Raw genomic sequence first — 13,403 nt, 5'->3', positions numbered from 1 at the left:
ACTCCGGAGCGTCCGCCGTCCGCGAGCCCGTCCAGCGGGCTCCTGGCGGCGTGACCCCGGTCGGCCGGGGTCAGCTCCGCGGGTGGCGGAGCCGCGCGGTCATCCAGCGCGCACGGCGGCGCAGGATGCGCGGAATGCCGAGTGGATCGGCGAGCTCATGAGGTCCGCCCGCCCGGAGGTCCGGGGCGCCCCTCTCCTTGGTGCCCAGCGCAGCGGCGTTGCTGCGGCGGTTGCGTGCCACGTCACGGTAGTCGTGCGTCCAGCCCATACCCTCGACTCTGCCCGTGCCCCGCGGTCCGTAACCGCGCCGGTGTCGGTCAATTGGCCTATGCGCCAGGCAAGTGGCTGTTCGTCAGACGGGCGTTCGTATCCGTTCGGCGGGGCGTCACTTCCGTCACCGGAACCCCGCTGACGAGGGCGTCCGCGGGATCACCGGTCCGGCTCGGGGTCCTTCAGCCAGTTGATGAGCTCGGTGGTGAAGCCGACCGGATCCTCCTCGTGGGGGAAGTGCCCCAGGCCGTCGAAGAGCCGCCAGCGGTAGGGCGCCTCGACGTACTCACCGGAGCCGGCCGCGCTGCGGGTACGCATCACCGGGTCGAGCGAACCGTGGAGGTGCAGCGTCGGCACCCGCACCGGCCACTTCATCCGGCGGTTGAACTGGATCCCGTCCGGTCGCGCCATCGACCGCACCATCCAGCGGTACGGCTCGATCGAGCAGTGCGCCGTGGACGGGATGGTCATCGCACGCCGGTACGCCTCGACGGCCTCGTCCTCGGGCAGCCGCGGCCCGGACCAGTCCCGGATCAGCCGTCCGACCAGCGCCGCGTCGTCCGCCACCAGGGCCCGCTCGGGCAGCCAGGGCCGCTGGAAGCTCCAGATGTGTGAGGAGCGGCGGGTCTGCTTGGCATCGGAGAGCATGGCCGAGCGCCAGCGCCGCGGGTGCGGCATCGAGGACACCACGAGCCGCCGTACGAGCTTCGGCCGCATCACCGCGGCCGTCCAGGCCAGGTAGCCGCCCAGGTCGTGCCCGACGAGCGCGGCGTCCGGCTCGCCCAGCGAGCGCACCACGCCGGTGATGTCCAGCGCGAGGTTGGCCGGGTCGTAGCCGCGGGGCGTGCGGTCGCTGCCGCCCACGCCCCGCAGGTCCATCGCCACCGCCCGGAAGCCGGCCTCGGCGAGCGCGGGCAGCTGGTACCGCCAGGTCCACCAGAACTGCGGGAAGCCGTGCAGCAGCAGTACCAGCGGCCCGTCGCCCATCTCGGCGATGTGGAAACGCGCGCCATTGGCCGCGACGTCCCGGTGGGTCACCTCCTGGCCGCCGGGCAGATCGAGCCGTACGACCGAGGCGGGCGAGGGAGCCGGCGAGGATTCGGAAGCCGTCATACGGCCGAGCGTGTCACACTCTCGACCGCCGGGTGCTCCTCCACGGCCGGGCGCGGATGCGGCTTGACGTTCCCCAGCACGGCCGCGGTCTGCTTGGCCGACGCGACGGTCTTCTGGGGGCCCTTGCCCGCCTTGGCCTTCTTGAAGAACACCAGGGCGATCAGGCCCAGCAATCCGGCGACCAGCACGTTGGCCGCGAAGGAGAGCAGGAAGCAGACCGAGAGGTGCCAGCCGCTCCACGCCTGGATGCCGTAGGCCAGCGCGAAGCTGAGCATCGGGAGCGAGAACAGCAGCACGATCGCCGCCGCCCCGCCCGCCAGTCCGCCGACGCCGGCCCGCTTCACGTCGTTCCGCAGCTCGGCCTTGGCCAGCGCGATCTCGTCGTGGACCAGTGCGGACACTTCGGTGGTGGCGTGGGCCACGAGCTGCCCGAGGCTGCGGTCCGCGCCGTCGTCTGCTGTGCTCATCGACTGCTCCCGTTCTCTGTCTCCCGGTGATTACCTCTCAGATCATGCCGGACCATCCTGCCCGGAGTCGGAGGCGGCGGCCACATCGGCCCGTCGTCGGTGTTCGGCCGCCTTCGCTTCGAGGAGCGCGGCCATCCGGAGGTGGTAGTCGGGCGTGCCCTCTTCGTAGATGTCGGGGATGCCGTCCTGGTCCTCGTCGCGGTTCTCTTCCTCGTACAGGCGCCGGTACTTGGCGTTGCGGACCTTCAGCAGCACGGTGGCCAGCACGGCGGCGGTCAGGGACCCGGCCAGCACGGCGGCCTTGACCTCGTCGGCGAGCGCCGGTTCCGAGGAGAACGCCAGCTCGCCGATGAGCAGGGAGACCGTGAAGCCGATGCCGGCCAGCGCCGACACGGCGAAGACGTCCGGCCACTTCAGTTCGGGGCTGAGCGAGGCCTTGGTCAGCCGGGTGGTCAGCCAGGTCCCGCCGAAGATGCCGAGCGTCTTGCCGACGACGAGGCCGAGCACCACACCGAGCGTCTCCGGCTTGGTGAAGACATCGTGCAGCGCGCCGCCGGAGATGGACACACCGGCCGAGAAGAGGGCGAAGAGCGGGACCGCGAGACCGGCCGACAGGGGGCGCACGAGGTGCTCGATGCGCTCACCGGGGGAGTGCGACTCGTCCTCGCGCCGGTGGCAGCGGAGCATCAGGCCCATGGCCACGCCCGCGATGGTCGCGTGTACGCCGCTGTTGTACATCAGGCCCCAGATGACCAGCGCGAGCGGTACGTACACGTACCAGCCGCGTACCCCCTTGCGCAGCAGTACGTAGAAGACCACCAGTCCGGCCGCCGCGCCGCCGAGTGCCCAGAAGTTGATCGTCGAGGTGAAGAAGACCGCGATGATCAGGATCGCGAACAGGTCGTCGACGACGGCCAGGGTCAGCAGGAACGCGCGGAGCGCCGAGGGCAGGGACGTACCGATGACGGCCAGTACCGCCAGCGCGAAGGCGATGTCCGTCGCGGTGGGAACCGCCCAGCCCGCCAGTGAGCCGCCGCCCGTGCTGCTGACCACGGTGTAGACGACCGCGGGCATGACCATGCCGCACAGCGCCGCGACGACCGGCAGCGCGGCGGCCTTGGGGTCGCGCAGCTCGCCCGCGACCAGCTCGCGCTTGAGTTCGATGCCGGCCACGAAGAAGAAGACCGCCAGCAGGCCGTCGGCCGCCCAGTGCTCGACGGAGAGGTCCAGACCGAGGGAGGCGGGGCCGAGGTGGAAGCCGCGTACCGCTTCGTAGCTGTCGCCGAGCGGGGTGTTGGCCCAGACGAGCGCGATCACCGCGGCGGCCAGTAGCAGGACGCCGCCCACGGTCTCCGTACGGAGGAGGTCCGTGAGGTGGTTCCGCTCGGGCAGGGACATCCGCCCGAAGAGGACGGAGCGGCGGGGAGCGGGCGAGTTCACGCGGTGACCTCCGGGCGACGGCAGCTGAGCATGGCTGTGCAGTTGCCGACCAGACTTCCCGGCGCACCCTGAGTGTTTCGCGCATTTCTTGACGCGTTCTTCACTGTACCCGGGTGGCGCACAAACGATCCAGCGATCATCGGCGTGCGGATATAGAGCGATATTGGGGGGCCTTACGGGCGGGCCCAGCGGTGCGGCGGGGGCCTGTGAGCCGGGCGCGCGGCGGGGCGGCCGGTCGCTTCCGGGCTCGGGACCGCGCACGCAGAGGGGCGCCCCGCCGGCGTACGGCGGGGCGCCCCTCTGAAGTGCGTACCGGTCAGTCCTCGCTCGGCGCGCTCGACAGCTGGGACTGGATCAGCCCCATGACCGAGGAGTCGGTCAGCGTCGAGACGTCGCCCATGTCACGGTTCTCGGCGACATCGCGCAGCAGCCGGCGCATGATCTTGCCGGAGCGGGTCTTGGGCAGCTCCTGGACCGGCAGGATGCGCTTGGGCTTGGCGATCGGGCCCAGGCTCCGCGCGACGTGCGCCCGCAGCTCGTTGACCAGCTCCTCGTCCTGCTCGACGCCGCCGCGCAGGATCACGAAGGCGCAGATGGACTGGGTGGTCTGCGGGTCGGTGGCGCCGACGACGGCGGCCTCGGCCACCTTCGGGTGCGAGACCAGCGCGGACTCGACCTCGGTGGTCGAGATGTTGTGGCCGGAGACCAGCATGACGTCGTCCACCCGGCCCAGCAGCCAGATGTCGCCGTCGTCGTCCCGCTTCGCACCGTCGCCCGCGAAGTACTTGCCCTCGAAGCGGGACCAGTACGTGTCGAGGTAGCGCTGGTCGTCGCCCCAGATGGTGCGCAGCATGGACGGCCAGGGCTCGGTCAGGACGAGGTAGCCGCCGGCGCCGTCGGGCACCTCGTTGGCGTCGTCGTCGACCACGGTCGCGGAGATGCCGGGCAGCGGCACCTGCGCGGAGCCGGGCTTGGTCGCCGTGACGCCGGGCAGCGGGCTGAGCATGATGCCGCCGGTCTCGGTCTGCCACCAGGTGTCCACGACCGGGGTCCGGTCGGCCCCGATGTGCTTGCGGTACCAGACCCAGGCCTCGGGGTTGATCGGCTCGCCCACCGAACCCAGCACCCGCAGGCTCGACAGGTCGAACTTGGCGGGGATGTCGTCGCCCCACTTCATGCAGGCGCGGATCGCGGTCGGCGCGGTGTACAGGATCGTCACGCCGTACTTCTGGACGATCTCCCACCAGCGGCCCTGGTGCGGGGTGTCGGGTGTGCCTTCGTAGAGCACCTCGGTGGCGCCGTTGGAGAGCGGGCCGTAGGTGATGTACGAGTGGCCGGTCACCCAGCCGACGTCCGCGGTGCACCAGTAGACGTCGGTCTCCGGCTTGAGGTCGAAGACCGCGTGGTGGGTGTACGAGACCTGGGTGAGGTAGCCGCCCGTGGTGTGCAGGATGCCCTTGGGCTTACCCGTCGTGCCCGAGGTGTACAGGATGAACAGCGGGTGCTCGGCATCGAAGGCCTGCGGGGTGTGCTGGTCGCTCTGCTGCTCGACCAGCTCGTGCCACCAGACGTCGCGGCCCTCCATCCAGGCGGTGTCCTGGCCGGTGCGGCGGACCACGAGGACGTTGCGCACGTTCTCCGTGCCGGGCTTGGTCAGCGCCTCGTCGACGGCGGGCTTGAGCGCGGAGGGCTTGCCGCGGCGGTAGCCGCCGTCGGCGGTGATCACGACGCGGGCGTCCGCGTCGTTGATGCGGGTGGCCAGCGCGTCGGCCGAGAAGCCGCCGAAGACCACCGAATGGGGCGCGCCCAGACGGGCGCACGCCAGCATGGCGATGACCGTCTCCGGGATCATCGGCAGGTAGATCGCGACCCGGTCGCCGGCCTCGACGCCCAGCGACGTCAGCGCGTTGGCGGCCTTGGAGACCTCGCGCTGCAGCTCGGCGTAGGTGATGGCGCGGGTGTCGCCGGGCTCGCCCTCGAAGTGGATGGCCACCCGGTCGCCGTTGCCCGCCTCGACGTGCCGGTCGACGCAGTTGTACGCGACGTTGAGTTTGCCGTCGGCGAACCACTTCGCGAAGGGCGCGTTCGTCCAGTCCAGCGTCTGGGTGGGCTCGGTGGCCCAGGTCAGACGCTTTGCCTGCTCGGCCCAGAAGCCCAGCCGGTCCGCCGCGGCCTGCTCGTACGCCGCGGCCTTGACGTTGGCGTTCGCGGCCAGGTCTGCGGGCGGAGCGAACCGCCGCTCCTCCTTCATCAGGTTGGCCAGGCTCTCGTTGCTCACGGCATCTCCCAGTCTCCGGGCGTCCGGTGTGTACCGAGCCTTAGCTCATCAGCCGATGGGGCGCTCTGACAAGGGCTGTTGATAAAAATTGGTGTAGACCTTTGGGTGCTCTTGGGGCCGGCGGGTGAATCCGGCACGGTCCGCGCGGGACGCGACCGCCGCAGGTCACGGCGGTCCGCCCGGAGACCAGGACCTTCGGTCCGCTACGCGGTGACCGGTGTCGACTCGGGGCGCACGGCCGAGAACCGGTCGGAGCCGTGCTCCAGGACGTATGCCTGTGCCTCACCCACGTGGAAGTACATGCCGTACAGGGCCAGCGAACCCTCGGCCACGCGGCGCGCCACGCACTGATGCGACATCAGGTGGTCGAGCTGCTGCATGACGTTGACGAGCGCCAGCCGCTCCAGATCGTCGGCGACCGGCCGTTCCGCCAGCCGGACGGTCGCGCCTTCCGGCCGCTCCATCCGGTCCAGGCTCGGATGACCGTGGCGCAGCCAGCGCGCGAGCGGGGTCTGCGCCCCGGGCTCATTGCGGTGCGAGCTGAGCAGCGCCTGCATCGCGCCGCAGCCCGAATGCCCGCACACGGTGAGCGAGCCGACCTTCAGCACCTCGACGGCGTACTCGATGGCGGCGCCCACGGAGTCGCAGGCGGCCTCCGTGCCCGGCGGCGGCATCAGATTGCCGATGTTGCGCACCGTGAAGAGGTCGCCCGGCCCACTCGACGTGATCATGCTCGTCACGAGGCGGGAGTCGGCGCACGTCAGAAAGAGGTTGGTGGGCCGCTGCCCCTCTCGGGCGAGCCGTGCCAGCTCCTCCCGGACGAGCGGGGCGGTGTTCCGCTGGAAGGCGCTGACCCCGCCGAGCAGCTGGCCGCCGCCCAGGAGCTGGACCTCGTCCGTACCGGTGTGCGGCGCGGGGCGGGTGCAGTGGTGGTTGCGCCACGGCGTCCAGGGGCGGCAGGCGTGCGTGCCGCCCGGCTCGCCGATCGGCCTGCCGCCGCGCCCGCCCACGGTGACCTCGCCGCCGCGCGCCCGGTGCGCACTCGACCAGGACTGCAGCGCTTCGTAGGCGGCGTGGTCCATGAACGAGCCGTGCAGCTCGATGACCGCGTGGGCCTTGGCGGGTACCTGTGCCAGCGCCCGGGTCAGCCGCGGTACGGCCAGGAACGTCAACTGGCCGGTGACGCGAACCCGGTGCTGCGTGCCGTCCTCGATGACCGAGACCCGGGTGTGGGTGAGCCGGTGCATCGCCAGGAAGACGGCGACCGCGATACCCAGGCCCACGCCCTGCAGCACTCCGAAGGCCACCACGCCGCCCAGCGTGACGGCGTAGACGGGGAACTCGCGGTGCCGCTGCACGTGCCGGATGTGCGCGAAGCTCACCATCCGTACGCCCACGAGCATCACCAGCGCGGCGAGCGCGGCCAGCGGGATCAGCTCCAGCGCCCCGGCGAGCAGCCCGGAGCAGAGCACCACCCACACGCCGTGCAGCACCGTCGACGCGCGACCTGTCGCGCCGGCCTTCACGTTCGCCGAGCCGCGCATGGCGCCGCCGGCGATCGGCAGGCCGCACAGCATCCCGGAGACCACGTTCGACACACCCTGACCGGCCAGCTCACGGTCCAGCTGGGTGCCTCCGGAGCGGGCGCCGGGCTGTTCGGCGGCCAGCTTGTCGACCGCGACGGCCGACAGCAGCGACTCCATGCTCGCCACCAGCGTGACCGTCAGAACGGCGGCGATCAGGCCGAGCACCGGCGTGTCCGGGAGGGTGGGCAGTGTCGGCGCGTCCCACGAAGGCAGCTCGACCCGCGGCACTTCGAAGCCCGCGCTCAGGGCGGTGGCCACGGCGACGGCGGGCAGCGGCGCGGGAACCTTGCGCAGCGCGTGGCCCACCCGCCCGGGCACCCGGGGCCAGCCGACCAGGACGGCGACGGTGAGCGCGGCGATCACCACGGAGGCGCCGTGCAGACTCGCCAGCTGGCCCGGCAGCTCCGCGATGTTGGTCAGCGAAGAGCTGTGCGCGTCGCCGCCGAGCATCACGTGCAGCTGGCCGAGCGCGATGGTCACACCGATGCCGGCGAGCATGCCGTGCACGATGGCGGGGCTGATCGCGAGCGCCGCGCGGGCCACTCGGAGCGCGCCCAGGAGGAGCTGCGCGAGTCCGGCCAGCACGGTGATGGCGCAGGTGGTCCGCCAGCCGTACCGCTGCACGAGGTCGGCGGTGACGACCAGGAGGCCGGTGGCGGCGCCGCTGACCTGGAGCGGGGCGCCGCCGAGCAGGCCCGCCACGAGGCCGCCGACGGCCGCGGCGATGAGGCCGGCCTGCGGCGGCGCGCCGATGGCCAGCGCGATGCCCAGCGAGAGGGGAATGGCGATCAGGAAGATGACGAAGGAAGCGCCCAGATCGCGGCGCCAGTCCTCTCCCGAGGAGCGGCGGAAGGACCGGAACGGTCCCCCGGAGCCCTGCTGTCTGTCGTGGTCCTGCTGCTCGGTACGCGGGTCCTGGGACCCTGGCGTGGCCGGCTCGGATGCGTAAGGCTGCGGCATTCCCGTCTCCTCCGGGGCGACGCGGCCGCGCTCGGGGCGCGGTCGTGGGCGGCGGTGTACTGCGGGGCTGAGCCGTCCGGGATGCGTCGCGGTGGGTGACGGTCCGGTGACTCTTCGGCTTCGGTAAAGAGATCGTAATGTCGCGTCGGGTCCCCACGAAGCCGTGACAGGCAAACGGGCTGATTGTTCCGCCTATCAGGTGAACGTCCGCGCCGGCTGACGGCGTGTGCGTTGCCGCGCGGCCGGGGCGCGGTCGGCCGGGAGCCGCAGTGTCGCGGTGGTCGGCGGGGGCGTGAGTCCGCCGCTGAAGGCGTACCGGAGGGGTTCTGCCGGTCGGCGGTGCCCCGGTGGGCCGATCCCGGGGCGAGCCGCCGTACGGCCGTCAGGCGGGCTGTGGCGCGGTCGTGGCCGGCGCTTCGGAGAGTACGAAGCCGGGATCGACCTGGGCCGTCAGATCGGCTCCGGTCTTTCCGTTGCCCCAGCTCTCGGCGTTCTTGAGATGGAAGTGCACCATCTGCTGGGTGTAACGCTCCCAGTCACGCCCCTCGTACGCGGCGTCGGCAGTGGTGTGCAGCGTGCGCAGCGCCTCCTGGTTGGCGCCCTCCAGCTCCACGAAGGGCGCCGGCCGGCCCTTCTCCATGGCGCGGACCCAGTCGGACTGGCCGAACGTCACCAGCAGGTCGTCGCCCACCTGGTCGCGCAGGAAGGCGAGGTCGTCCGGGCCCTGCACCTTGTTGCCGACGACCTTCAGCCGGACCCCGAAGTCCCGCGCGTACTCCTTGTACTGGCGGTACACGGCGATGCCCTTACGGGTCGGCTCGGCCACCAGGAAGGTGACGTCGAAGCGGGTGAACATGCCCGAGGCGAACGAGTCCGAGCCCGCCGTCATGTCGACGACCATGTACTCCTCGCGGCCGTCCACGAGGTGGTTCAGGCACAGCTCCACCGCGCCGACCTTGGAGTGGTAGCAGGCCACCCCGAGGTCGGACTCGGTGAACGGGCCGGTGGCCATCAGCCGGACCGACCGGTCGTCGAGGAGCACGTCCCGGGCGCAGGCGGCGTACACGGGGTTGTCCTCGACGACCCGCAGCAGTCGGGAGCCGGCGCCCGGAGGTGTCGTTTTGATCATCGTGTCGGCGGACGCGATGCGCGGGTTGGTGCCGCGCAAGTAGTCCTTGATGAGCGGGAGATGGGAGCCCATCGCGGGAAGCGCGGCGGCCTGGCTCTCGTCCAGGCCGAGCGCGGCTCCCAGGTGCTGGTTGATGTCGGCGTCCACCGCGATCACGGGGACGTCGGTGGCGGCGAGGTGACGGATGAACAGCGAGGACAGCGTGGTCTTGCCACTTCCGCCCTTGCCTACGAAAGCGATCTTCATGTTCACGAAGGGTAATTGTGAAATTGCCTTGCGTGAGGGGTTTACGTGAAGAAGACCACTCCAACGAGGGGTCCGTCCTTGCGGTGCGTAGGGTCGTCCTCATGAGTACGACAGCCGATCCGCTCGCGACCCTTGCCTCGCTCCCCGGTGTCGCCGACAGCGTGGACTCCGTACGCAAGAGCATCGACCGGGTCTACGGGCACCGGATCATGCGCCGTCGCAGCAACGAGGTCACCGGTGAGGCCGCCCTGCGCAGCGCGCGCGGCTCGGCGGCCCTGTCCGGTGCCGACTGGGCGCTGGAAGAGGTGCGCAGGCGCACGGACTTCAGTGGCGACGAGGAGGCGCGCACCGTGGGCGCGGCGCTGCGGCTGTCGGCCGAGGCGGGGCAGCTCTTGAGTGTGTGGCGGCAGTCGCCGCTCCGGGTGCTGGCGCGGCTGCACCTGGTGGCGGCCGGCGGCGACGCGCCCGATGAGAGCGTGGGCCGGCCGCGACTGGCCGGTGAGGCCGTGGACGAGCCGCTGGTCGAGCTGGAGCTGCCGGACGCCGACGAGGTGGCCGGGCGGCTGGACGGGCTGGCGCGCCTGCTGCTGTCGGGGACGCAGGCCCCGGCCCTGGTCACGGCCGCCGTGGTGCACGGTGAGCTGCTCGCACTGCGGCCCTTCGGGTCCTGCAATGGCCTGGTGGCACGTACGGCGGAACGTATCGTCCTGGTCGGCAGCGGCCTCGACCCGAAGTCGATCTGCCCCTCGGAGGTCGGCTACGCGGAGCTGGGCCGGGCGGCGTACGTGGCCGCCCTGGAGAACTATGTCTCCGGCACTCCGGAGGGGATGGCGGCCTGGATCGCCCACTGCGGGCGCGCGGTCGAACTCGGCGCGCGGGAGAGCACGGCGGTGTGCGAGGCGCTTCAGAGGGGCGCTGCGTAAGCGCCGCGCAGAGGGGCCACGCGGGGCCCGGACAAAGGGTTGCGGCGGTACCTGATCCTGCTCGGTACCGCCGCGCTGCACGTTCGTCGGGTTACCAAGCGTGCTCGATAGTTGCCGACAGGTCGGAGTCTTTGTCCGTCACCTGATGCGGCTGGCCCGTAATCGACGGGTCGGCGTCGCGTGGGTGCCTGGCGTTCGTGCGCGGTCCGTGGGCCTTACTGCGTTACAGGTTTTCCTCTCGGAGATCCTTGGTCTCGCGGGCCGTTAATTCCTTTGTACTCCTGCAGCCCGGCAAGCGGAACCCCTCGCTGCACATCTTTACTTTTGCCTTCAAAAGAGGGCGATTCGGGCGCGTGTTCCGGGAGCGCGGTACCGGGGCTCCCGTGAGGGGCGGACGCGCTCAGGCCGAGAGGGCGCGCGCCGGCGTACCGCGGCGCCGGCTGGCGTACCAGACCAGGCCCGCCGTGGCGGCCGCGGCGCCCACCGCGACGGCGACCAGTGCCGGGCGCGCCGGCATGGCGAGCGACGGGATCCGCTGCTTCAGCCGGACCGGCCGGTTGAAGGTGAGGACCGGCCAGCCGCGGGAGGCGGCCTCCCGGCGCAGCGTCCGGCCGGGGTTGACCGCGTGCGGATGGCCGACCGCCTCCAGCATCGGGACGTCGGTCGCCGAGTCGCTGTACGCGTAGCACCGCGCGAGGTCGTACCCCTCGGACGCGGCCAGCTCCCGGATCGCCTCGGCCTTGGTGGGGCCGTAGGCGTAGTACTCGATCTCGCCCGTGAAGCGGCCGTCCGCGCCGACGACCATGCGCGTGGCCACCACGCGGTCGGCTCCCAGCAGTTCGCCGATCGGCTCGACCACCTCGGCGCCCGAGGAGGAGACGATGACGACGTCGCGGCCGGCGGTGTGGTGCTCCTCGATGAGGGAGGCCGCCTCGTCGTAGATGAGGGGATCGATCAGGTCGTGGAGGGTCTCGGCGACAATCGCCCGTACCTGAGCCACGTCCCACCCACGGCAGAGGGCGGAGAGGTACTCCCGCATCCGCTCCATCTGGTCGTGGTCCGCACCGCCCGCGAGGAAGACGAACTGGGCGTAGGCGGTGCGCAGCGCGGCCCTTCGATTGATCAGGCCGCCTTGGTAGAACGACTTGCTGAAGGTCAGCGTGCTCGACTTAGCAATGACTGTCTTGTCCAGGTCGAAGAACGCGGCCGTACGGGGAGCCGAGTGGGGTGCTGAAGGAAGCGAGCTTCGGATTTCCACAAGGCGAGCATAGGGGGGCACCATTCGGCGTAAGGTGTGGCGCGTGGGTTTGCCTGAGAAGGCTCTCGGGTACACCATGGAAGTCACGGATCGTTCGCGACCGTGCTAACCCGGCCCGACTCCTCCCCCCCCGAGTCGGCCGTGGGGACGACCCCCGCTCTCCCCCCCGGCGGGGGTCGTCGCATGTCCGGACGCATTTCTGGGCCTCGGGGGCCTCTTTTTGATCTTCCTTCGGCGATCGGTCGCCGCGCCTCGTCGCGCACGTCGTTCGTAACTTACCGTAATCAGAGGGATGCGCTCAGGAAGTTTTCCATAGTCGCTGGTATAGGTGACCGGGATATTCACAGCCCCAGTAGTTGTCCACAGTTTTCGACCAAGATCCACGAGATTTCCCGGATCGCTGCACCGTGAAAGTCCGCGAAGTTCGCGGATGTGCGAGTTGTGTAGCGACAGGGGGACAGAACGTGGTCGGAAGCAGCGATTGGGACGGTACGAAGCGCGATGCGCAAGAGTCCGGTCCGTTGATCGTCACGGAGGACGAAAACCTCCTCGACGATCTTCTGAGGCTCTGCGCGGCGGCGGGCACGATGCCGGCCGTGTCGCACGGCGGGGGAGCGGGGGCGGCCGGCTGGGACACGGCCCCGCTGGTGATCGTCGGAGAGGACTGTGTCCACCGGCTGTGCGGCGCCGGGCGCCGGTCCGGCGTCGTCCTCATCGGACAGCAGCCGGACGACACCCGCGTGTGGCAGCAGGCCGTGGAGATCGGCGCCGAGCGGGTCCTCGGGCTGCCGGACGGCGAGAGCTGGCTGGTGGACCGCATCGCGGACGCGGTGGAAGGAGACCGGAGCCCGGCCCTGACGGTGGGCGTCCTCGGCGGCCGGGGCGGCTCCGGCGCGAGCACCCTCGCCTGCGCCCTGGCCGTGACGGCAGCGCGGCAGGGCCACCGGACGATACTGATCGACGCCGATCCACTGGGCGGCGGCCTCGATGTCCTGCTCTGCGGCGAGCGGGAGAAGGGGCTGCGCTGGCCCGCCTTCGCCGAATCCCGCGGCCGGGTCGCCGGTGGTGCCCTGGCCGACTCCCTGCCACGGCTCCATGCGCTGCGCGTACTGAGCTGGGACCGCGGCGAGTCCGTGACGATCCCGCCGCAGGCCATGCGCGCGGTGATGTCGGCGGCCCGCAGGCGCGGCGGCGTCGTGGTGGTCGACCTGCCGCGCCGCCTCGACGGAGCCGTGGCGGAAGCGCTCACCCAGATCGACGTGGGGCTGCTGCTGGTCCCGGCCGAGCTGCGCGCGACGGTCGCGGCCGGGCGCGTCGCCGCCTCGGCCCGGACTCTCCTGCGTGACCTGCGCGTCGTGGCCCGCGAGGTGTCGGGGCCCGGTCTGCCGGACGGCGAGCCGGCCCGGCTGCTCTCCCTGCCCCCGGTCGGCACTCTGCCCTGGGACCCGCAGCTCGCGGATGCCCTCGGCCGCGGCATCCCACCGGGAGCGCATCCACGGTCACCGCTGAGCCGCTTCTGTACGGAGTTCTGGGCGCGGGTACTGGACGGACGAGAGGCCGCGAGCCCCTGCTCCGAGGGGCGTGACGTAGTCGGTACGGGTGCCGGCCGCCGCTCCCGGCACGAAGAGGGCGGCCTCTCATGAACGGCCTCGGCACCCGGCTCAGGGATCCGGGGGCGCCCCGGAGGGCCGCGCCGACCGCCACCACGCAACGCTCCACGGAGCTTTCCCACG

10 protein-coding genes are annotated in these 13,403 nt (G+C 71.3%); 2 read left to right on the top strand and 8 right to left on the bottom strand.

Translation table 11 applies throughout. The annotated features are described in order from the left end of the window. Positions 1-70: 70 nt before the first annotated feature. The 7 genes from ACZ6WH_RS20020 to ACZ6WH_RS19990 form a co-directional block, all read right to left on the bottom strand. The gene (locus ACZ6WH_RS20020) at positions 71-268 is read right to left on the bottom strand and encodes a hypothetical protein (RefSeq protein ID WP_469729735.1); all 198 of its coding nucleotides are present in this window, start codon (positions 266-268) and stop codon (positions 71-73) included. A gap of 161 nt (positions 269-429) precedes the next feature. Then, positions 430-1,383 (bottom strand): alpha/beta fold hydrolase, encoded by a 954-nt coding sequence (locus tag ACZ6WH_RS20015; RefSeq protein WP_432857363.1) that lies wholly within the window; start codon positions 1,381-1,383, stop codon positions 430-432. After that, positions 1,380-1,850, bottom strand: coding sequence for a phage holin family protein (locus tag ACZ6WH_RS20010; RefSeq protein WP_432857365.1), 471 nt, complete (start codon positions 1,848-1,850; stop codon positions 1,380-1,382). The genes ACZ6WH_RS20015 and ACZ6WH_RS20010 overlap by 4 nt, the downstream gene beginning before the upstream one ends. Positions 1,851-1,892: 42 nt before the next feature. Then, a complete protein-coding gene (nhaA, locus tag ACZ6WH_RS20005) occupies positions 1,893-3,248 on the bottom strand; it encodes a Na+/H+ antiporter NhaA (protein WP_469730006.1) in 1,356 nt (451 codons plus the stop codon). A 358-nt stretch (positions 3,249-3,606) separates the two neighbouring features. Then, the gene (gene acs, locus ACZ6WH_RS20000) at positions 3,607-5,568 is read right to left on the bottom strand and encodes an acetate--CoA ligase (protein WP_469729734.1); all 1,962 of its coding nucleotides are present in this window, start codon (positions 5,566-5,568) and stop codon (positions 3,607-3,609) included. A 203-nt stretch (positions 5,569-5,771) separates the two neighbouring features. After that, positions 5,772-8,114 carry a SulP family inorganic anion transporter gene (locus ACZ6WH_RS19995; RefSeq protein ID WP_469729733.1) on the bottom strand — a complete coding sequence of 781 codons (2,343 nt, stop codon included), beginning with the start codon at positions 8,112-8,114 and terminating at the stop codon, positions 5,772-5,774. 382 nt (positions 8,115-8,496) lie between these two features. After that, positions 8,497-9,489 (bottom strand): ATP-binding protein, encoded by a 993-nt coding sequence (locus ACZ6WH_RS19990; RefSeq protein WP_469729732.1) that lies wholly within the window; start codon positions 9,487-9,489, stop codon positions 8,497-8,499. Between the two features lie 101 nt (positions 9,490-9,590). On the opposite strand from ACZ6WH_RS19990, the gene ACZ6WH_RS19985 reads away from it, so the two are divergent. Continuing rightward, the gene (locus ACZ6WH_RS19985) at positions 9,591-10,412 is read left to right on the top strand and encodes a Fic family protein (protein ID WP_432857375.1); all 822 of its coding nucleotides are present in this window, start codon (positions 9,591-9,593) and stop codon (positions 10,410-10,412) included. A 400-nt stretch (positions 10,413-10,812) separates the two neighbouring features. On the opposite strand, the gene ACZ6WH_RS19980 is transcribed toward ACZ6WH_RS19985, so the two are convergent. Continuing rightward, on the bottom strand, positions 10,813-11,694 hold the full coding sequence (locus ACZ6WH_RS19980; RefSeq protein ID WP_432857377.1) for an HAD family hydrolase: 882 nt from the start codon (positions 11,692-11,694) through the stop codon (positions 10,813-10,815). A 440-nt stretch (positions 11,695-12,134) separates the two neighbouring features. Here ACZ6WH_RS19980 and ssd point away from each other — a divergent pair, with 440 nt between their 5' ends. Then, positions 12,135-13,313 carry a septum site-determining protein Ssd gene (gene ssd, locus ACZ6WH_RS19975; protein ID WP_469729731.1) on the top strand — a complete coding sequence of 393 codons (1,179 nt, stop codon included), beginning with the start codon at positions 12,135-12,137 and terminating at the stop codon, positions 13,311-13,313. The last annotated feature ends 90 nt before the right edge of the window (positions 13,314-13,403 follow it).

Source organism: Streptomyces sp. NPDC050806 (assembly GCF_055586425.1).
Note: the sequence above shows the minus strand (reverse complement) of the source record. Positions and strands in the feature narration are given on the sequence as shown.

Excerpts from the sequence above, each read along its gene's own strand:
- ACZ6WH_RS20020 (WP_469729735.1), bottom strand. The coding sequence starts at position 268 with ATGGGCTGGACGCACGACTACCGTGACGTGGCACGCAACCGCCGCAGC.
- ACZ6WH_RS20015 (WP_432857363.1), bottom strand. The coding sequence starts at position 1,383 with ATGACGGCTTCCGAATCCTCGCCGGCTCCCTCGCCCGCCTCGGTCGTA.
- ACZ6WH_RS20010 (WP_432857365.1), bottom strand. The coding sequence starts at position 1,850 with ATGAGCACAGCAGACGACGGCGCGGACCGCAGCCTCGGGCAGCTCGTG.
- nhaA (WP_469730006.1), bottom strand. The coding sequence starts at position 3,248 with ATGTCCCTGCCCGAGCGGAACCACCTCACGGACCTCCTCCGTACGGAG.
- ACZ6WH_RS19995 (WP_469729733.1), bottom strand. The coding sequence starts at position 8,114 with ATGCCGCAGCCTTACGCATCCGAGCCGGCCACGCCAGGGTCCCAGGAC.
- ACZ6WH_RS19990 (WP_469729732.1), bottom strand. The coding sequence starts at position 9,489 with ATGAAGATCGCTTTCGTAGGCAAGGGCGGAAGTGGCAAGACCACGCTG.
- ACZ6WH_RS19985 (WP_432857375.1), top strand. The coding sequence starts at position 9,591 with ATGAGTACGACAGCCGATCCGCTCGCGACCCTTGCCTCGCTCCCCGGT.
- ACZ6WH_RS19980 (WP_432857377.1), bottom strand. The coding sequence starts at position 11,694 with ATGGTGCCCCCCTATGCTCGCCTTGTGGAAATCCGAAGCTCGCTTCCT.